General features: G+C 75.3%; 22 protein-coding genes. 7 read left to right on the top strand and 15 right to left on the bottom strand.

Annotated elements, in window-relative coordinates; genetic code table 11:
• Window positions 1-23 precede the first annotated feature (23 nt).
• The 5 genes from QQK22_RS03230 to QQK22_RS03215 all read right to left on the bottom strand — a co-directional run bounded on the left by QQK22_RS03230 (window position 24) and on the right by QQK22_RS03215 (window position 2,097).
• The gene (locus QQK22_RS03230; RefSeq protein WP_284249364.1) at window positions 24-554 is read right to left on the bottom strand and encodes an MDR/zinc-dependent alcohol dehydrogenase-like family protein; all 531 of its coding nucleotides are present in this window, start codon (window positions 552-554) and stop codon (window positions 24-26) included.
• Window positions 506-739, bottom strand: coding sequence for a hypothetical protein (locus QQK22_RS03225; protein WP_284249362.1), 234 nt, complete (start codon window positions 737-739; stop codon window positions 506-508). Before QQK22_RS03225 ends, QQK22_RS03230 begins: the two co-directional genes overlap by 49 nt.
• Before the next feature lie 89 nt (window positions 740-828).
• On the bottom strand, window positions 829-903 hold the full coding sequence (locus QQK22_RS19145; RefSeq protein WP_109231027.1) for a 50S ribosomal protein bL37: 75 nt from the start codon (window positions 901-903) through the stop codon (window positions 829-831).
• A 76-nt stretch (window positions 904-979) separates the two neighbouring features.
• Complete coding sequence (rsrA, locus tag QQK22_RS03220) at window positions 980-1,258, bottom strand: mycothiol system anti-sigma-R factor (protein WP_284249360.1); 279 nt, start codon at window positions 1,256-1,258, stop codon at window positions 980-982.
• Complete coding sequence (locus QQK22_RS03215) at window positions 1,255-2,097, bottom strand: sigma-70 family RNA polymerase sigma factor (protein ID WP_284249358.1); 843 nt, start codon at window positions 2,095-2,097, stop codon at window positions 1,255-1,257. Before QQK22_RS03215 ends, rsrA begins: the two co-directional genes overlap by 4 nt.
• 125 nt (window positions 2,098-2,222) lie before the next feature.
• On the opposite strand from QQK22_RS03215, the gene QQK22_RS03210 reads away from it, so the two are divergent.
• From QQK22_RS03210 to hisN, 4 genes are all read left to right on the top strand, one after another.
• Window positions 2,223-2,798, top strand: a complete 576-nt coding sequence (locus QQK22_RS03210; RefSeq protein WP_284249356.1) for a DoxX family protein — start codon at window positions 2,223-2,225, stop codon at window positions 2,796-2,798.
• A 62-nt stretch (window positions 2,799-2,860) separates the two neighbouring features.
• Window positions 2,861-4,162 carry a 3-phosphoshikimate 1-carboxyvinyltransferase gene (gene aroA / locus QQK22_RS03205; RefSeq protein WP_284249354.1) on the top strand — a complete coding sequence of 434 codons (1,302 nt, stop codon included), beginning with the start codon at window positions 2,861-2,863 and terminating at the stop codon, window positions 4,160-4,162.
• Window positions 4,159-5,196: a ribosome small subunit-dependent GTPase A gene (gene rsgA / locus QQK22_RS03200; RefSeq protein ID WP_284249352.1), complete on the top strand. Its 1,038-nt coding sequence runs from the start codon at window positions 4,159-4,161 to the stop codon at window positions 5,194-5,196. The genes aroA and rsgA overlap by 4 nt, the downstream gene beginning before the upstream one ends.
• A gap of 9 nt (window positions 5,197-5,205) precedes the next feature.
• On the top strand, window positions 5,206-6,015 hold the full coding sequence (hisN, locus tag QQK22_RS03195; RefSeq protein ID WP_284249351.1) for a histidinol-phosphatase: 810 nt from the start codon (window positions 5,206-5,208) through the stop codon (window positions 6,013-6,015).
• A gap of 39 nt (window positions 6,016-6,054) precedes the next feature.
• Here hisN and QQK22_RS03190 read toward each other — a convergent pair whose 3' ends face one another.
• From QQK22_RS03190 to QQK22_RS03175, 4 genes are all read right to left on the bottom strand, one after another.
• Window positions 6,055-6,510, bottom strand: a complete 456-nt coding sequence (locus QQK22_RS03190) for a DUF6912 family protein (protein ID WP_284249349.1) — start codon at window positions 6,508-6,510, stop codon at window positions 6,055-6,057.
• 84 nt (window positions 6,511-6,594) lie between these two features.
• The gene (locus tag QQK22_RS03185; protein WP_284249347.1) at window positions 6,595-7,719 is read right to left on the bottom strand and encodes a CpaE/TadZ family protein; all 1,125 of its coding nucleotides are present in this window, start codon (window positions 7,717-7,719) and stop codon (window positions 6,595-6,597) included.
• Window positions 7,623-7,958 carry a hypothetical protein gene (locus tag QQK22_RS03180; RefSeq protein ID WP_284249344.1) on the bottom strand — a complete coding sequence of 112 codons (336 nt, stop codon included), beginning with the start codon at window positions 7,956-7,958 and terminating at the stop codon, window positions 7,623-7,625. The genes QQK22_RS03185 and QQK22_RS03180 overlap by 97 nt, the downstream gene beginning before the upstream one ends.
• 2 nt (window positions 7,959-7,960) lie before the next feature.
• A complete protein-coding gene (locus tag QQK22_RS03175) occupies window positions 7,961-8,617 on the bottom strand; it encodes a hypothetical protein (RefSeq protein ID WP_284249343.1) in 657 nt (218 codons plus the stop codon).
• A 123-nt stretch (window positions 8,618-8,740) separates the two neighbouring features.
• Between QQK22_RS03175 and QQK22_RS03170 the strand changes: the two genes are divergently transcribed.
• Window positions 8,741-8,953: a helix-turn-helix domain-containing protein gene (locus QQK22_RS03170; protein ID WP_284249340.1), complete on the top strand. Its 213-nt coding sequence runs from the start codon at window positions 8,741-8,743 to the stop codon at window positions 8,951-8,953.
• Here QQK22_RS03170 and QQK22_RS03165 read toward each other — a convergent pair.
• The gene (locus QQK22_RS03165) at window positions 8,939-9,439 is read right to left on the bottom strand and encodes a DUF2642 domain-containing protein (RefSeq protein ID WP_284249339.1); all 501 of its coding nucleotides are present in this window, start codon (window positions 9,437-9,439) and stop codon (window positions 8,939-8,941) included. The two genes, QQK22_RS03170 and QQK22_RS03165, sit on opposite strands and share 15 nt — an antisense overlap.
• Window positions 9,440-9,526: 87 nt before the next feature.
• On the opposite strand from QQK22_RS03165, the gene QQK22_RS03160 reads away from it, so the two are divergent.
• Both QQK22_RS03160 and QQK22_RS03155 read left to right on the top strand, forming a co-directional pair.
• Window positions 9,527-10,495 carry a LysM peptidoglycan-binding domain-containing protein gene (locus QQK22_RS03160; RefSeq protein ID WP_284249337.1) on the top strand — a complete coding sequence of 323 codons (969 nt, stop codon included), beginning with the start codon at window positions 9,527-9,529 and terminating at the stop codon, window positions 10,493-10,495.
• Between the two features lie 8 nt (window positions 10,496-10,503).
• Window positions 10,504-10,986 (top strand): Rv3235 family protein, encoded by a 483-nt coding sequence (locus QQK22_RS03155; RefSeq protein WP_284249334.1) that lies wholly within the window; start codon window positions 10,504-10,506, stop codon window positions 10,984-10,986.
• A gap of 102 nt (window positions 10,987-11,088) precedes the next feature.
• Here QQK22_RS03155 and secA read toward each other — a convergent pair whose 3' ends face one another.
• From secA to QQK22_RS03130, 5 genes are all read right to left on the bottom strand, one after another.
• Window positions 11,089-13,929, bottom strand: coding sequence for a preprotein translocase subunit SecA (secA, locus tag QQK22_RS03150; protein WP_284249332.1), 2,841 nt, complete (start codon window positions 13,927-13,929; stop codon window positions 11,089-11,091).
• A 104-nt stretch (window positions 13,930-14,033) separates the two neighbouring features.
• Window positions 14,034-14,693 carry a ribosome hibernation-promoting factor, HPF/YfiA family gene (gene hpf, locus QQK22_RS03145; protein ID WP_284249330.1) on the bottom strand — a complete coding sequence of 220 codons (660 nt, stop codon included), beginning with the start codon at window positions 14,691-14,693 and terminating at the stop codon, window positions 14,034-14,036.
• A gap of 158 nt (window positions 14,694-14,851) precedes the next feature.
• Window positions 14,852-15,214, bottom strand: coding sequence for a phosphoribosyltransferase family protein (locus tag QQK22_RS03140; protein WP_284249328.1), 363 nt, complete (start codon window positions 15,212-15,214; stop codon window positions 14,852-14,854).
• Entirely contained in the window at window positions 15,211-15,777 is a 567-nt protein-coding gene (locus tag QQK22_RS03135) for a hypothetical protein (RefSeq protein WP_284249326.1), read from the bottom strand. The genes QQK22_RS03140 and QQK22_RS03135 overlap by 4 nt, the downstream gene beginning before the upstream one ends.
• Window positions 15,778-15,870: 93 nt before the next feature.
• A complete protein-coding gene (locus tag QQK22_RS03130) occupies window positions 15,871-17,379 on the bottom strand; it encodes an LpqB family beta-propeller domain-containing protein (RefSeq protein WP_488803224.1) in 1,509 nt (502 codons plus the stop codon).
• Window positions 17,380-17,521: the final 142 nt, after the last annotated feature.

Here is a 17,521-nt window from a genome sequence, read left to right as displayed (position 1 = left end):
GGTCGTCGCACCGGCGACGGCGATCACGCCCCCGGGCGCAGCGCGCGCACCGAGTGGGCCCAGGTCGCCTCGCCGACGGTCTCGACGACGGCGTCCACCTGCTCCGGCAGACGCTCGCCCGAGCCGAAGGCGGCGTGGGCCCCGAGGTCGACGGCGGCCGCCCCGCGAGCCTCGTCACGCGCCGTCACCCACACGCGCAGCCCGGCGGCGCGGGCCAGCAGGATGCTCGCCGTCGCCACCCCGCCGCCACTGCCCTGGATCAGCACGGTCTGACCCGGCCGCAGGTCGGCCGCCGTGAACAGCAGCCGGTAGGCGGTCAGGTAGGCCGTGGGCAGGCACGCGGCGTGCACGGGATCGAGATCCGGGTGACGCGGGACCGTGTTGCCCGGCGGCACCCAGACCTCCTGCGCGAGCGTGCCGGGGTGCTTCTCCGACAGCAGGGTGCGGCGGGGGTCGAGCGTCTCGTCACCGCGCCAGAGCGGGTCCGACACGACGCCGTGCACGATCACCGGCGAGTCGTCGTCGAGCAGCCCCGTGGCGTCGGTGCCCAGCACGAGGGGCAGCTGCTCGGCGCGCAGCCCGACCCCCGCAGGGACCAGACGTCGTGGTGGTTCAGCGAGGCGGCCTCGACGCGCACCCGGACCCATCCGTCCGGCGGCCGGGGCGGTTCGACGTCGAGCGCCGCGGCACCCGCGGCCGGGTCGGTGGGGTGGAACTGCTGGACCACGACGGCTCTCATCGAGCCACCGTACCGACCCCGTCTCGCCCCGGACGCACGAACGGCCACCCGAGGGTGGCCGTCCGGTGGTGCTGTGCTGCGTCGCGCTGTCAGGCGTTGGGGCGCTTGCCGTGGTTGGCCGCGCTGCCCTTGCGAGACTTGCGCTTGCGTCCGCGCTTGCTCATGAGAACTCCTCGGGTACGTCGGTGGTGACGGACCATCGTCCCACACCTGGGACGCGCCCCCGCCGCCGCGGGGTGCTCAGCCGATGCGGCGCACCGTGAGCTGGCTGACGATCCGGAGTCGGAGCTCGTCGGGAGCCTTGGACAGGCACGCCCGTCGCACGAGCAGGCGGACGTGCTCCTCGACGTCGGCGGCCTCGAGGCACGGCTCGCACGTCTCGATGTGCGCCCGCACGACCTCGGCGTCGGGCTCCGCCATCGCGTGGTCCAGGAGCTCGGCCAGGTGGTCCAGCGCCTCCCGGCACTGGGCGCTGATCGCCGGGTCTTCAGACGGCCCTCGTCCTGGCTGCCAAGTCACGATCCCACCTTCATCCCGAGGTCGCGCGCGTGGTCGGCGAGCAGCGTGCGCAGCTGACCGCGACCGCGGTGCAGCCGAGACATCACCGTGCCGATGGGGGTGCCCATGATCTCGGCGATCTCCTTGTAGGCGAAGCCCTCGACGTCGGCCAGGTAGACCACGAGGCGGAAGTCGTCCGAGAGCTGGGCCAGGGCGTCGCGCACCACCGAGTCACCGAGGCGGTCCAGCGCCTCGACCTCCGCCGAGCGCAGGCCGGTCCCGGTGTGGGAGGCTGCGCGCGCGATCTCCCAGTCCTCCACGCCGTCGGCGTCCGACTGCAGCGGCTCGCGCTGCTTCTTGCGGTAGGAGTTGATGTAGGTGTTCGTCAGGATGCGGTACAGCCACGCCTTCAGATTCGTGCCGGGGCGGAACTGGTGGAACGAGCCGTACGCCTTCGCGAACGCCTCCTGCACGAGATCCTCGGCGTCGGCGGGGTTGCGCGTCATCCGCATCGCGGCGCTGTAGAGCTGGTCGAGGTGCGGCAGCGCATCCGTCTCGAAACGCAGCGTGCGCTCCGCGTCGGTCTCGCTCTCGCGCACGTCCGGCTCGGCGGCGTCCTCGACGGCGACGTCGGGCACGACCGGCCGCCTCGTGACCTCGGCCGACGGCGCACCGCCGGCGACGGGGCCGTTGGTCGCGGGCTCGTCGGTGTTCGCGGCGGGGACGCTGCCGGGGTCGTGCGAGGAGGCGTTCATCATCCACCAGCCTACGGCGGCGACGTCGAGCGCGCGGCCGTCCGATCCGGCCGGCGCACCGGCACGGGTCGCCGCCGTCGAGGGGGCGTCGGTCGTCTGTCTCACACCCGGGCCAACGCGGCCGCCCCGACGTGCATTCCCCCGACCGCACCCCGGGCGCCCCCGCCGCCGCGTCCCGCCGGGGTGGCAGGACGCTCGCCTTTGACGCCGGTCTGCGGTAGGCATGATCCATGCTGATTCGTCGTGTGGCCCGACCCCTGCTGGCGTCCGTCTTCGTCGCCGACGGCTGGCGCGCGCTGCGCCACCCCGCGCAGGAGATCGAGCACCTCCCCGGGGCGCGCAAGCAGCTGACCGTGCTGGCCGAGCGGGCCCCCGTGCCGCTGAGCGCCGACGTCGTCGTCCGCGCCGCCGGCGCGACGAAGATCGTCGCCGGCGTGCTCCTGGGCCTCGGTGTCGCACCGCGCGCGGCGGCGACCGTCCTGACCGTCCTGCACGTGCCGACCCTCGCCGCGGCGCACCCCTTCTGGGAGACGAAGGGCGAGACGCGGCGCGAGCACGTCGCCGGCCTCGTGCGCGACGGCGCGGTCCTCGGCGGTCTGCTCCTGGCCGCGGCGGACACGGCCGGCAAGCCCTCGCTCGGCTGGCGCCTCGACGCCGCCCGCACGACCACGGCGAAGAAAGCCACGACGCACGCCAGGCACGCGCGCCGCACGGCCAAGGTGGCCAAGGTCGCCGCGAAGCAGGCCGCCGCGCGCGTCCCCGACAAGGCGAAGTTGGCCCTGCACGAGGTCACCGACCGCGTCTGAGTCCCGCGCGGGGCGCCGCCCTGCGCTCCGCCCGTCGACTCCGCTCCACTACCCTGGCAGGCGTGACCGCACCGTCCTGGGCAGCCCCGCACGCCACCACGCCGCTCGACGCGACCGTCGAGGTCCCGGGGTCGAAGTCGCTGACGAACCGCTACCTGCTCCTCGCCGCGATCGCGGCGGAGCCCACGCACCTCGTGGCACCGCTGCACTCACGTGACAGCGCGCTCATGATCGAGGCGATCCGTGCGCTGGGCGCGGGCGTCGCCGTCGAGCCCGGCGGCGACGTCCACGTCACCCCCGCCGCCACGATCACGGGCGGCGGGACGATCGACGTCGGTCTCGCGGGCACCGTCATGCGGTTCGTGCCCCCGCTCGCCGCCCTGGCCGACGGCGACGTCCACCTCGACGGCGACGCGCGTGCCCGCGAGCGCCCCATGGCGGCCGTGACACGCGCGCTCGGCGCCCTCGGCGTCGCCGTGACGCACGACGGCGAGCCCACCGACGCCTTCCCCCTCACCGTGCACGGCACCGGCGGCCTCGAGGGCGGCGAGATCGAGATCGACGCCTCGAGCTCGAGCCAGTTCGTCTCGGCGCTCCTGCTCGTCGCCCCGCGGATGCGGAACGGGCTCACCCTCACGCACGTCGGCGACACGCTGCCCAGCCAGCCGCACATCGACATGACGCTGGCGGTCCTGCGCGAGCGCGGTGTCGAGGCTCGCGAGCTCGGCCACGGGCGCTGGCGCGTCGAACCCGGAATGGTCGCCGGCGGGCGCGTCGTCGTCGAGCCGGACCTGTCCAACGCCGGACCGTTCCTGGCCGCGGCGCTCGCCGCCGGCGGGACGGTGCGCGTCCCGCGGTGGCCCGCCACCACCACGCAGCCGGGTGACGACCTGCGCGACATCCTGACGGCGATGGGCGCGCGCGTCGTCCTCGACGGGGACACCCTCGCCGTCACCGGGACGGGGACGCTGCGCGGCCTCGACCTCGACCTCTCCCGCGCCGGGGAGCTCGCGCCCACGCTGGCCGCGCTCGCCGTCCTGGCCGACTCCCCGACGCGGCTGCGCGGCATCGGTCACCTGCGGGGCCACGAGACCGACCGCCTGGCCGCCCTCGTCACCGAGATCACCCGCCTGGGCGGGTCCGCCCACGAGCTCCCGGACGGCCTCGCCATCGACCCGGCGCCCCTGCACGGCGCCGTCGTCGAGACCTACCACGACCACCGGATGGCGACCTTCGGCGCCGTCGTCGGGCTCGCCGTCGCGGGGGTCGAGGTGCTCGACGTCGCCACCACCGCCAAGACGCTGCCCGACTTCCCCGGCATGTGGCGCCGGATGCTCGCCCCCGGCGGGACGCCGACTGCGTGAGGGCGCGCGACTGGGACGAGTCCGACGTCCGGGTGCGACCCGGCCGCCGCGGGAGCCGTCCGCGCACCAAGCAGCGTCCCTCGCACGCCGACGCGGTTGCGGGTCTCGTGACGGCGGTGACGCGCGGACGCTACGACGTCCTCGTGGGTGACCGGGCGGTCACGGCCGTCGCCGCGCGCGAGCTGGGCCGTGGCGGTGTCGTCGTGGGCGACGAGGTCGCCGTCGTCGGTGACCTGACGGGTCGCGACGGGTCGCTCGCCCGCATCGTGCGGGTGCAGGAGCGGCGCACGCTGCTGCGCCGGTCCTCGGAGGACGTCGGCGGCATCGAGCGGGCGCTCGTCGCGAACGCCGACCAGCTCGTCGTCGTGACCGCGCTGGCCGACCCCGAACCCCGCACGCGCATGGTCGACCGCTGCCTCGTGGCCGCGTTCGAGGCCGGGATGGACGCGCTGCTGTGCCTGACCAAGGCGGACCTCGCCGACCCCGCGCCGTTCCTGGAGCACTACACCCCGCTCGACGTGCCCGCGGTCGTCACCCACCGCGACGCCGTCGACCGCAGCGTGATCCTCGGGGCGCCCGAGGTCGCGGAGCGCCTGCGGGGGCGCACCTCGGTGCTGGTCGGCCACTCCGGCGTCGGGAAGTCGACCCTCGTCAACGCCCTGGTCCCCACCGCCTCGCGCGCCGTCGGCCACGTGAACGCCGTCACCGGCCGCGGCCGGCACACCTCCACCACCGCGGTCGCGCTCGCGCTGCCCGACGGCGGATGGGTCATCGACACCCCCGGCGTGCGCTCGTTCGGCCTCGGGCACGTGGACGACGACGACGTCGTCGCCGCGTTCGCCGACCTCGCCGAGGTCGTCACCGCCTGCCCGCCGCGCTGCACGCACCTCGAGCGCGCCCCCGGGTGCGCGCTCGACGCGTGGCTCGCGCGCCCCGGCTCCGACGCGCGCGAGGCGGCGCGCGTGGAGTCGCTGCGCCGGGTCCTGGCCTCGCGCCGTCCCGACCCCGACGCCTACCCGACCTCGACCCCGTGAGGACCCTCGATGACCAGTGACGCCACGGCCGCAGGCTCCGACCTCGCCGACGACCTCGCGCTCGCGCTCGCGATCGCCGACGCGCTCGACGCCGTCACGCTGCCCCGCTTCGGCGCCCTCGACCTGAAGGTGGACGCCAAGCCCGACACCTCCCCCGTGTCCGACGCCGACCTGGCCGCCGAGCGGACGGCGCGGGCGATCGTCGCGGAGCAGCGGCCGGACGACGCCGTGCTCGGCGAGGAGTTCGGCGGGACCGTCGCGCCGACGGGGCGGCAGTGGATCATCGACCCGATCGACGGCACCAAGAACTTCGTGCGCGGCGTCCCCGTCTGGGCGAGCCTCATCGGGTTGGCCGTGGACGGGGAGATGCGCGTCGGCGTCGTCAGCGCGCCGGCCCTGCAGCGGCGGTGGTACGCGGCGACCGGCGCCGGCGCGCACGTCGTGGTCGCCGGTGCGCCCGCGCGGCGCCTGGCCGTCTCCGGCGTCGCCGACCTCGACGACGCGTCGCTGTCGTACGCGAGCCTGGACGGCTGGGCCCAGCGCGGCGAGCTCGAGCGCTTCACCGGGGTGCTGGCGCGGTGCTGGCGCACGCGCGGGTACGGCGACTTCTGGTCCTACATGATGGTCGCCGAGGGCAGCGTCGACGTCGCGGTCGAACCCGAGCTCGAGGTGTACGACATGGCCGCCCTGGTCCCGATCGTGACCGAGGCGGGCGGGACGTTCACCTCGCGCGCGGGGCGCCCGGGCCCGTGGGACGGCGACGCGCTGGCGACGAACGGGGTGCTGCACCCGCAGCTGCTGTCGGCCCTGGGGCGCTGAGCCGCCGGCTGCCGCGGCGCCCGCGCCGGTCCTCCGCCGTCAGGCGCCGGTGACGAGGTGGGCCCGCTCGCTCGGGTCGAACCAGAGCAGGTCGATCTCACCGAGGGCGTCGAACGCGTCGTCGTCCGCCAGCGCCGCCGCGACGGCGTCCGCCGCCTCGGGCTCGTCCAGGTGCAGGCTGACGACGCAGGCCCACGGCACGGCCGGGACGACGCCGACGACGGCCGCGAGGTCCGCCAGGTCGGCGGGGACCGGCGCGAACGCGACGTCGGAGACCTCGAGAGCGACGACGACCCGACGCCGGGGCTCACCCGGGGCGTCGGCCAGGCGCAGGACGGCCAGGTCGGTCGCCGACAGGAAGGCCGACAGCTCGAGGCCCTCCTCGTCCTCCTCCGGCAGCGCGGCGCGCAGCGCCGGGGTGACGGCGCAGGCCGGACGCGGGCCGAGCTCGGGGCGGGCGAGGTCGCCGAGGGTGGCGGGGACGTAGAGGCGCACGGGACCAGTGTCGCAGCAGGCCTCGCCGACCCGCGTCTCATCACCGGGGCGGTTCGTCACCCGGCCGTTCGCTCACCCGGCCGGTCATGCACCCGGCCGCTCGCCACCCGGAGGCCGTGGCTCCCGGCCGCGACGCCTCCCGGTCGAGCGGCGCGCCGGGCCCCGTGCGGTCACCCTCGCGACCTCGGTCGTCGCCTCGGGCGCTCCCGACTCGCGGAGGTGGTCAGCGAGCGCCGCGTAGGACCGCCGCGCCGCTGAACGCGGCGCGGCCTCGCGCAGGGCCGCCCCCGCCAGGAGCGCGTCGTCGAACGCGTCCTCCTGCGGCACCCCCACCACGGGTGGGACGCCCGCGAATCGTTCGACGGCCCTGGCCACGGCGGCGTCCGCGCCGGCGCGACGCCCGCCACGCACCCGGGTGGTCACCAGGTGGCGGGGTGCCGCGACCTCCTCCGCGTCGAGCTCGGCGAGCGCGCCGACGGCCCGTCGCAGACCCACCGGGTCCGACCCCGCGACCACCACCACGTCGTCGGCCGCGCGCAGGGCCGAGCGCGTGGCCGCCCACCGGTCGGCGCCGCGCTGGGGAGCCGGTTCCAGGCCCGCGGCGACGTCGACCACGACCCAGGCGGCGCTGCGGCGCAGCGCCGGCCAGACCAGGTCGAGGTGGTCGCCGACGAGCTCGCGCCAGCGGTCCGCGCGCGTCAGGCCCGGCAGGAGCAGCACGCCCGAGGGGAGCCGGCGGGCGCGGTCGAGCACCGTCACCGTCTCGAGCACCCCCTGGCCGGCGGCCCGGCACAGCGCCGCGAGCCCCGCCGTCTCCTCCACGACCCCGAGCACCTGCGTCAGGCTCGGCGCCACGGAGTCCGCGTCCACGAGCATCGTGGGTCCGTGCAGCGCCAGCTCGGCGGCGACGTTGACGGCCGTGACGCTCCGTCCGGGAGCCCCGTGGCCGCTCCACACGACGACGAGGCGCCCGTCGGGTGCGAGGAGCGATCCGGGGTCGTCGGGGACCAGGGGCGCGGCGTCGGCCCGCGCACCGCCCGAGGGGCCGTTGCCCCCCGGACCGGCGCGACCAGGACCGTCCGAGCCCGCGCGGCGCGCGAGGAGCGCAGCGATCACGGTGACGAGCCGCTCCCCCAGCCCCTCGCCGTCGGGCACGACGGCGTCCGCACCGATCGCGAGCGCCCGCGGCGCGTCCGCCGCCGGGACCACGAGGACGCTGGCGACGCCGCACCGCCGCACCGCCGCAGCAGCGCGGCGCGTGACGCGTCGACACCGCGCCCGAGGTGGAACACGGCGACCTCGCCCACCCCCGACTCCGCGGCGGCGGTCAGCTCGGCGAGATCGGCACAGCGCCGCAGCACCCGCGCCGGTGACCCGGGCGCGCCGAGCCGGGCCACGACCTCGGGCTCGGTGGGTCCCTCCAGCCACACGAGGGCACCGGGTGCCACGCTCAGCTCCCCGGGCGCTCGACGAGGGTCACCGCGCCGCCGTCCGCCTGCACGGCGAGCACGGCCGGGACGACCGCGGGGTCCACGAGCACGCGGGCGACCCTGCCGCTGCCGCTGCGCAGCAGCCCGGAATCCTCCTCGACGCCCAGGACCTGGGCACCGTCCGCGATCTGCTGCGGCTCGCCCTCACCGGGGCGGGGCAGCGACCACAGGTCGACGAGGACGCCGGGCTCCACCACGACACCGGTCGGGACGGGGACCGTGACCGGACGGCCGTCCACGTCGGCCGCGACACCGAGCGCGGCGGACGGTACGAGCTCGCCCGCGCCCACGAACGAGACGGCGACGCTCCCCGGCACGACGTCGGCCGCCGTCAGGTAGACGCCCTCGTCCCCCTCCCAGGCGACCGCGACGCTCCGCAGGTCCTCGCTGCTGACGGGGTCGCCGGGCGCGAGGTCGTGCCGGGCGACCCACATCTGCTCACCCGACGCGGCGCGGTCCAGCGCCCAGCTGCCCAGCGCGACGGACCCCACCACCAGCAGGATCCCGACGCCGAAGCGCGGGCTTCGCCACGCCGGCGGGCGGCGCGACGTCACGGCGGGCAGCACCTGCTGCGCCCCGACGGACTGTTCTCCGGCACGACCGGATCGACGAGCCACGTGCACCCCCTGCTGCTAGCCCTGTGGCGGACATCGTGCCACGCCCGCCACCGTGCGGGGCAGTTCTCCACAGGTGGTGCGGTCGACGCGCGCCTTCGGGCGTGCGGTGTCAGACTAAGGAGCATGCCCGAACGGATGCTGACCCTGGCCGATGTCGCCGAGATCCTCGACATCACCGTCCCGACCGCGCGCGCCCTGGTCCGTCAGGGCGAGATCCAGGGCTTCCAGGTCGGCGGACGCGGGATGTGGCGCGTCGAGGCGAAGGAGCTCGACGCGTACGTCGACCGCGAGAAGGCGGCCGCAGCCGCGCGCCGGACGGCGCTACAGCGCGACTGAGCTGATCGCCGCGAACGGGATGCTCACGGCGTCACCGTTCTCGACCACGTCGACGTGGTCGGGCCCCACCCGGTCGATCTCACCGACCACCACGCGAGCGGTCGTCACCACGCGCACCACCCGTTCTCGCTCCGCGACACCGCGCAGCACGTGCGCCAGCGTCAGCCGGGCCTCCGCACCCGCCCCCTCGAGGGCCGACCGCCCGGCACCCTGCACCCACCGCACGGCGGCCGCCGGCACGAGCACGTCCCGCTGCGCCGTCGCCACCACGAGGTAGGCGGGCGCCAGGTCCTCGAGCACACCCGTCACGTGCTCGTCGGCCGTCCCCACGGACACGGTCCTCCCGACGACGGCGCGCAGCCGGTCCACGAGCGGGATGCGGCCCTGCTCCGCCTCCAGGAGCTCGGCGCCCTCGAGCTCGCCGTCCGCACGCTCGGCGGCGTCGGCCTGGGACTCCAGGTCCTCGAACAGCTCGTGCCATCGCATGGCCGTACTGTTCCACACCCCTTGACTCGTGTGGCGACGTCCGACATTCTTCTGTGACGTCAAACAGCGTCAAACGCAGGGGTGGACATGACACGCGACGACCGACGATCGACACACGATCACACCGCGGGCAGGAGCACGCCCGGCACCCGCCTGCTGCTGAGTCTCGCCGTGGCCGCGGGTGCCGCAACCGTGGGAGCCCTGCTCGCACTGACGTGGGACGGCGAGCCCGGCACGGTCGAGGAGCTCGTGGTGCAGGGCCTCCGCGTCGTGGGTGTCGCGACGAGCGGCTGGTACCTGGTGGCCGGTCTCCTCGCCGCCGTCACCCTCGGGCTCGAGGGTCTCGGCGGGGGCTGGCGCACGGGTCGGACGCTCGTGCGGCGCTTCGGCCCACGCCTCGTCCAGCGGCTCGTGGGAGCGAGCGCCGTCGCCGGCGTGTCGCTCGCCGCCCTCGTCGGTCCGGCGTCCGCGGTCCCCGACGACCTGACGGTCGGTCCGGTGGTCGCCGCACCGGCGGCCACGGCGCCGGACCCGACGTCGACGGATCCGGTCACCCCCGTCCACGTCCCGCCGGTCGCGGTCGGCGGCGCGACCCCCGAGATCTCGCGACCCACCGCCCCGGTGGACCGGCCGGCCGCAGTCGTCCCCGTCGACGACCCGTCACCCGCACCCTCGCTCAAGGGCCGCGTCCTCGCGGACCCCGGGACACCGGACGACACCACCGCTCCGGCTCCGGCTTCCGCTCCCACTCCGGCGAGCCCCGCGCCCGCACCGGCGCCGCCGCCGGCCGCGGGCGAGGAACCACCGCCGGCCACCGCGATCGACGGGAGCGCGGCCGAGGCGATGTACACGGTCGTCGCGGGCGACTCGCTCTGGCGGATCGCGCAGGACTGGGCCGGGCCGGACGGCCCCACCGGCTGGCAGGACTGGTACGACGCGAACCGCGACGTCGTCGGCCCCGACCCCGACCTCATCCACCCCGGAGCGCAGCTGCGGGCACCGGCGGGGGCCACCCCCGCCGCCACCGCGTCGCCCGAGACCCCGACCCACGACTAGGAGCAGCCATGTCCGCACTTCCGTCGCACCCCGACGTCGCCGGTGAGCAGCTTCCCGCCCCCTCCCCGGTTCCCCTGCACCCGCACCGGGGGCCGGGTCTCACCCCCGTCGTGCCGATCGCCGCCGCACCGGGCCGCGCCCGCGCGAACCACGCCGACAGCGTCACGGATCCCACCCGCTGGTTCGGGTCGTTCGCACTCGCCGTCGTCCAGGTCCTGGCCGGCGGGCGGCCCGCCCAGCAGCTCGTGCGCTGGGTGACGACCGAGATCTACGGGTCCGTCGCACGCCGCGCCGGCCTGCACGTCAGGCTGCACGGCCGCCCCACCCGCCCGGCGCACGGCCGCGTGCTCTCGGCCCGGGCGGACACCACGCGACCCGGGGTCGTCGAGGTCTGCGCCGTCGTCCACGACGGTCGGCGCGTGCGCGCCGTCGCCGGCCGGATGGAGCTCTTCCGGGGGCGCTGGCGCGTCGTCGAGCTCCAGGTGGGATGACCTGGACCGCCCCGGTGGGGCGCGCGGCGATCCGAGGTGTCGACGACGACGCCCCCGACCCGCTGCTCGCGGGTCGGGGGCGTCGTCGTGCGTCGGTGCGGATCAGCGCTTCTTGGCCTGCTTGGCCGCGCGGCGGCGCTCCTCGCGGTTGACCGACGCATCGTCGGTTCCGGTGCCCGTGTCGGTTCCCGGGGCCGGGCGACGGCTCGCGCCGCGGGGCGAACCGGAGACGAACGCCGAACCGTCCTCCGACGGCGCCGAGTACTGCAGGCGCGTGGGCCGCTCCGGGGCCTCGAGCCCGAGCGCGGCGTCGACGTCCTCCGCGGGTGCGGGCGACGGCGCGGCGGGAGCCTCGTCCGTCGCGGCGCCGTCGGCGTCGGCGTCCTCGGCCGCGGCGTCCTGCGCCCCCTCGACCGTGGCGACGGCGGGCTCGGCGGCGGGTTCGGGCGCCTTGACCTCGAGGTGGTAGACGTAGCCGACCGCCTCCTCCTTCACGGCCTCGTTCATCGCGTTGAACATCTGGAAGCCCTCGCGCTGGTACTCCACCAGCGGGTCGCGCTGCGCCATCGCCCGCAGCCCGATGCCCTCCTTGAGGTAGTCCATCTCGTACAGGTGCTCGCGCCACTTGCGGTCCATGACCGACAGCACGACGCGTCGCTCGACCTGGCGCATGACGTCGGAGGTCAGCTGCTCCTCGCGGCGCTCGTAGGCCAGCTGGGCGTCCGAGCGGATCTCGCGCACGAGGGCGTCACGCGTGAGACGGTTCTTGCCGCCCGCCTGCTCCACGACCTCCTCCACCGTGAGCGAGATCGGGTAGAGGGGCTTGAGGAGGTTCCACAGCTCCTCCAGGTCCCACGTCGCCGGGTCGTTGTCCGCCGTGACGGACTCGACGGCGTCGGTCAGGACGTCGTCGACGAAGCCCTGCACCTGGTCGGAGAGGTTCTCCCCCTCGAGCACGCGGCGGCGGGTGCCGTAGATCGCGGCGCGCTGGCGAGAGAGGACGTCGTCGTACTTCAGGACGTTCTTGCGGATCTCGAAGTTGCGGGCCTCGACCTGCCCCTGGGCGCTCTGGATGCCGCGCGAGACGATCTTCGACTCGAGCGGGACGTCCTCGGGGTAGGCCGAGGAGCTCATGAAACGCTCGGCGAGACCCGAGTTGAACAGGCGCATGAGGTCGTCCTGCATCGACAGGTAGAAGCGGGACTCACCGGGGTCGCCCTGACGCCCCGAACGACCGCGCAGCTGGTTGTCGATACGACGCGACTCGTGCCGCTCGGTCCCGAGCACGTAGAGCCCACCGAGGTCCACGACCTCGTCGTGCTCCGCCGCCACGGACTCCTTGGCTGCCTCGAGCGCCTCCGGCCACGCCTCCTCGTACTCTTCCGGCGTCTCCGCCGGGCTGAGCCCGCGGTCGGCGAGCGCCGCGACGGCGATGTGCTCGGCGTTGCCGCCGAGCATGATGTCCGTCCCGCGGCCGGCCATGTTGGTCGCGACCGTGACGGCGCCCTTGCGGCCCGCCATCGCGACGATGGCGGCCTCGCGCGCGTGGTTCTTGGCGTTCAGGACCTCGTGCGGCACACCCTGGCGCTTGAGGCGCACCGCGAGCGCCTCCGACTTCTCCACCGACGTGGTGCCCACGAGCACGGGCTGACCCGCGGCGTGGCGGGCGACGATGTCCTCCACGACCGCCGTCGTCTTGGCGTCCTCGGTGGTGAAGACGAGGTCGGGCTGGTCGATGCGCTGCATGTCCCGGTTGGTCGGGATCGGCACCACGCCCATCGTGTAGGTGTTCTGGAACTCCGCGGCCTCGGTCATCGCGGTACCGGTCATGCCGGAGATCCGGTTGTACAGGCGGAAGTAGTTCTGCAGCGTGATCGTGGCGAGCGTCTGGTTCTCGGCCTTGATCTGGACGCCCTCCTTCGCCTCGATCGCCTGGTGCATGCCGTCGTTGTAGCGGCGGCCCGCGAGCACGCGGCCGGTGTGCTCGTCGACGATGAGCACCTCGCCGCGGATCACGACGTAGTCCTTGTCGCGCTTGAACAGCTCCTTCGCCTTGATGGCGTTGTTGAGGAAGCCGATGAGCGGGGTGTTCAGGGACTCGTAGAGGTTCTCGATGCCGAGGTGGTCCTCGACCTTCTCGATGCCGGGCTCGAGCACGCCGACGGTGCGCTTCTTCTCGTCGACCTCGTAGTCGGTCTCGCGGTCCATGCGCCGCACCACGCGGGCGAACTCGGCGAACCACTTGTTCGTGTCGCCCGAGGAGGGGCCCGAGATGATGAGCGGCGTCCGGGCCTCGTCGATGAGGATCGAGTCGACCTCGTCGACGATGACGAAGTTGTGGCCGCGCTGCACGAGCTCGGCGGTGGTCCACGCCATGTTGTCGCGCAGGTAGTCGAAGCCGAGCTCGTTGTTCGTGCCGTAGGTGATGTCGGCCGCGTAGTGGCCGCGGCGCTCGTCCGGCGTCTGCCCCGCGAGGATCACCGAGGAGCTCATCCCGAGGAAGCGGTAGACGCGGCCCATCAGCTCGCTCTGGTACTTCGCGAGGTAGTCGTTGACCGTGACGACGTGGACGCCCTTGCCCGAGATCGCGTTGAGGTAGGCGGGCAGCGTGCCGGTGATCGTCTTGCCCTCACCGGTCTTCATCTCGGCGATGTTGCCGAGGTGCAGCGCCGCGCCACCCATGAGCTGGACGTCGTAGGGGCGCTGACCCAGCGTGCGCTTCGCGGCCTCGCGCACGACGGCGAAGGCCTCCGGCAGCAGCGCGTCGAGGCTCTCGCCGTCCGCGTGGCGCTGCTTGAAGACGTCCGTCTCCTCGCGGAGGTCCGCGTCGGTCAGGTCCGAGAACGAGTCCTCGAGCGCGTTGACCTGGGCGGCGATCCCGTGCAGCTTCTTGAGGATGCGGCCCTCGCCCATGCGAAGGACCCGGTCGAGGATGGAGACCACGCTTTGCTCCCAGGTTGGTGACGTGCCCGCGGCGCGGGCCTGACGCCCCCGGCACGAGGGACGCCCACCCATCGTAGGCGTCCCCCGCGCATCCTCCGGGTCGATCAGCTGGTGGGTGCCGCCTCGGCGTCGAGGCGGATCACGCCGTAGGTCCAGCCGTGACGGTGGTAGACGACGGCGGGCTGCCGCGTCTCGGCGTCGATGAACAGGTAGAACGGGTGGCCGGCGAGCTCCATCTCGTCGATGGCGTCCTCGACGCTGACGGGTGACGTGCGGTGCACCTTCTGGCGCACGACGACGGGCGAGTCCCCCAGCTGGGCCTCCACCGCGACGTCCGGCTCCGTCGGTGCCGTGTTCACGTCCTGCTCGGGCGCCTCCTGGGGCGCCGGCGCGATCGCCGCGTCGAGCGCCGCGAGCGCCTCCTCGGCCGCGACCGGGGCCTTGCCCTCGCGGCGGGCCGCCTTGCCCTTGCGACGGTCGTGCGAGCGCCGCAGCCGCTCGATGAGCTTCGTCGTCGCGACGTCGAGCGCCGCGTAGCGGTCGGAGGCGCTGGCCTCGGCGCGGACCACCGGTCCCCTGTCCCGGACGGTGAGCTCGATGCGCTCGCTGGAGGCGGCCTGCCTCGGGTTGGGCTCGTGGCTGATCTCGACGTCGACCCGCTGCGCGTACGGCGCGAGCTGGGTGACCTTGGACAGCTTGTCCTCGACGTGCTTGCGGAACCGGGGTGCGACCTCGGTGTGCCGACCGACAACGACGATTTCCATGGGACTACCTCCGTGGATCTCCGGCGCGTGGCGCCGGGTCGTGCGTGCTGGGGCCACCCTCACGGGTGGATGGGGACGGGCATCACCCCCGTCGCGGGCGCTGCTCGCCGTCGTCCGCCTCGGTGCGGTGCGATCGTGGTGCGCTCCATGGATCGACGTTAGTGCACGCGGGAGCGCCGCGGCGCGACCGGTGGCGGACCGACCGCTGCCCGGGACGGCGTCCCGGGCACCCTGATCCGCGCCCCCGCGACGCTCACCGAGCCGGCGGCCGCCAGGACGACCGCACCCACCGGCGCGCCGCCCGCGGCCCGTACGGCCGCGACGCACCGCGACAGCGTGGCGCCCGTGGTCAGGACGTCGTCGACGAGCAGCACCACCCGTCCCGTCAGATCGATCCGCGCGCCGACGCCGGGGCCTCGCCCCGCGCCGCGCCGCGCCGGCGCGGACCGTCGTCCGCCCCGCGCCCTCCGGGAGCCGGCCGCGTGGTGCGGTGCCGCCCCGCGCCGCCGGAGCGCGCTCACGACGCGCGCGGGCGTCCCGGCGTCGGCGACCGCGCGGGCGACGGCGTCCGCGAGCCGCACCACCGGCGGTCGTCCGCGCAGGACCCGACCCCAGCCCGACGGCGCGGGGACCACCCAGACCTCGGGCGCCCCCGCACCGGCCCCCGGGAGACCGACGGCGTCCCCGGCGCCGGAGGCGCCGCACCGTCGAGCAGGCCGTGCGCGAGCGCCACCGCGGTGACTCCTGCGGTCGCCGCGGCCAGCACGCCGTCGACGTCCCGACGACCGCCGAGCTTCCACGCGAGCACGACGTGACGCAGCTCGTCGCGGTAGGTGCCGAGACCCCACACGCGCAGGCCGTCCGGGAGGTCGGGTGCGGCGCCGTCGACCCGCCGGGGATCGGCGAGCAGCGCCGTGCACGGTCCGCAGAGCGTCACGTCGACGCGGCCGCACCCGGCGCACGCCAGCGGGACCGCCAGCCTGGCGACCTCGTACGCCAGCGAGCGCACCACGTCCACCGCGCGGCGCCTCCGCCGCGCGTCGTCGTCGGCGCGGGCGGCGGCGGGCGGGTGTCGCGAGCTCATCGCCCCACCGTGCCCGCCGCGCGGCCGGTCGGCACGACGCGCGGGCCGTCCGTGGACGCACCGCACCCCGGAGCGCCCGGGGGACAGCGCGTCTCAGCCCGGGTAGGCGGGATCGGTGACCCCGGCAGCGAGCTCCTCCCACCGCAGCGACACACGCCCGAGCAGTCGTCCGTCGGCCGTGGACAGGACGAGCTCCCCCAGGCCGTTCCCCCCGGCGATGGCGACGGCCTGCGTCGTCGTGGACACCTGGGACACGGGCCCGGTGACGAGCGCCGACCGCACACCCGGCACGGCGCCCTCCTCGGTGGCGGCCAGCACCGCGACCTCCGACCCGGAGACCCACACCGCGCCGTAGCCGGCCGCGAGGTCGTCCAGGAGGACGGGGCCGTCCACGACCCGCAGCGGGACGCCGTCGCGATCCCGCACGAGGGCGACGACCCGCACGCGCGTCAGTCCCTCGCGCTCGGTCGTGACCGCGGCCCGCGTGCCGTCGCGGGAGAGTCGCACCTGGACGACGTGTCCCACCAGGGGGTCCGCCTCGACCGCCACGGTGGTGCCGTCGGGACGCACCGCCGTCAGCTCGCCCTCGTTGTCGTGCTCGCCGGTGAGGATCCAGCCCCAGCGGTCCTGCGTCGGCGCCAGGAGGTCGCGCCCGGTGGCCAGCACCGAGACGGCGCCGGACGGCGAGACGTGCAGCAGCCGGTCGCCGTCCTGGAGCACCGCGACCCCGTCCTGCTCGCGGTAGGCGGGCGCGGGTCGCGAGAGTCCCGGCGGCAGGGGTGGCGGGGGCGACGCGGTCGCGGGCGGGGTCGGGGTGGCCGTCGCCCCGGACGACGGCGTGGCCGCACCGGCAGCGTCCGCGCCGGACGGGTCGGTCGCGTCGCCCGGATCGGAGGGGTCGGTCGGCACGCCGTCGCCGTCCGCCTCGTCCCCGCTCCCGACGTACGGCTCCACGACCCCGTCGGTGACCACGACCAGCTCGCCGTCGGCGAGCCCCACCAGCCGGTCCGGCACGACGTCGTCGGCACGCGTGGGCCGCGGGAGGTCCGCCCCGGGCTCGAACGGGTTGCCGTCCAGCCACAGCGACACGCCGCTCACCCCCGTGATCGAGCGCAGCGTCGCGTCCACCTGGGCGTACAGCTGCGTCCGGCCGACCTCGTCGAGGTCGCCGGCGCCGGTCAGCCGCACCTCGGCGACCTGGCTCCCGTCCTCGACCGTGACACCGGCACCGGGCTGCTCGAGAGTGATGCCGGACCCCGCCCTGGTCGTGACCGCCGGCGCGAGCCAGTCCGCCGGCCCCGTGAGCAGGCGATCGAGCGCGTAGGAGACGGCGTTGCGCGTGGGGACGAACCGGACGTCCGGCACGAGGGAGCCGCCGTCGGGGGTGAGGAACATGACCGGGGCCGAGCGGAACACGTTGCCGAACGCGACCTCCGACAGGAGCAGCCCGCTCGGCAGCGAGTCGATGCGCCACTGCCCGTCCACGCGCACGAGCTCGTAGGTGAGCTCCGAGGCGGTCGCCGACGTCGTGGCGGTGTAGACGCCCCGCTGGTCGACGTCGGCCACGGCCTCGACCCCGAGGCGCACCTGGACCCGCTCCAGCTCCTCGATCTGAGCGGTCCCGAGCGACTCGCCCGGCCCGGGCTCACCGACGCCCTCGTCCGCACCGCCCCCGGCGCCGTCGGCGGCATCGGTGTCGGTGTCGGATCCCGACCCGTCCGCCCCGCCGGACCCGCCCGTGTCA

Origin of the sequence: Litorihabitans aurantiacus (assembly GCF_030161595.1) — a bacterium.
GTDB lineage: Bacteria > Actinomycetota > Actinomycetes > Actinomycetales > Beutenbergiaceae > Litorihabitans > Litorihabitans aurantiacus.
This window is presented reverse-complemented; position numbering and strand designations above follow the sequence as displayed.

Coding starts and splice junctions, on each gene's coding strand:
- hisN (WP_284249351.1), top strand. CDS start 5,206: ATGACCAGTGACGCCACGGCCGCAGGCTCCGACCTCGCCGACGACCTC.
- QQK22_RS03155 (WP_284249334.1), top strand. CDS start 10,504: ATGTCCGCACTTCCGTCGCACCCCGACGTCGCCGGTGAGCAGCTTCCC.
- QQK22_RS03160 (WP_284249337.1), top strand. CDS start 9,527: ATGACACGCGACGACCGACGATCGACACACGATCACACCGCGGGCAGG.
- QQK22_RS03210 (WP_284249356.1), top strand. CDS start 2,223: ATGCTGATTCGTCGTGTGGCCCGACCCCTGCTGGCGTCCGTCTTCGTC.
- hpf (WP_284249330.1), bottom strand. CDS start 14,693: ATGGAAATCGTCGTTGTCGGTCGGCACACCGAGGTCGCACCCCGGTTC.
- QQK22_RS03225 (WP_284249362.1), bottom strand. CDS start 739: ATGAGAGCCGTCGTGGTCCAGCAGTTCCACCCCACCGACCCGGCCGCG.
- QQK22_RS03165 (WP_284249339.1), bottom strand. CDS start 9,439: ATGCGATGGCACGAGCTGTTCGAGGACCTGGAGTCCCAGGCCGACGCC.
- QQK22_RS03135 (WP_284249326.1), bottom strand. CDS start 15,777: ATGAGCTCGCGACACCCGCCCGCCGCCGCCCGCGCCGACGACGACGCG.
- QQK22_RS03170 (WP_284249340.1), top strand. CDS start 8,741: ATGCCCGAACGGATGCTGACCCTGGCCGATGTCGCCGAGATCCTCGAC.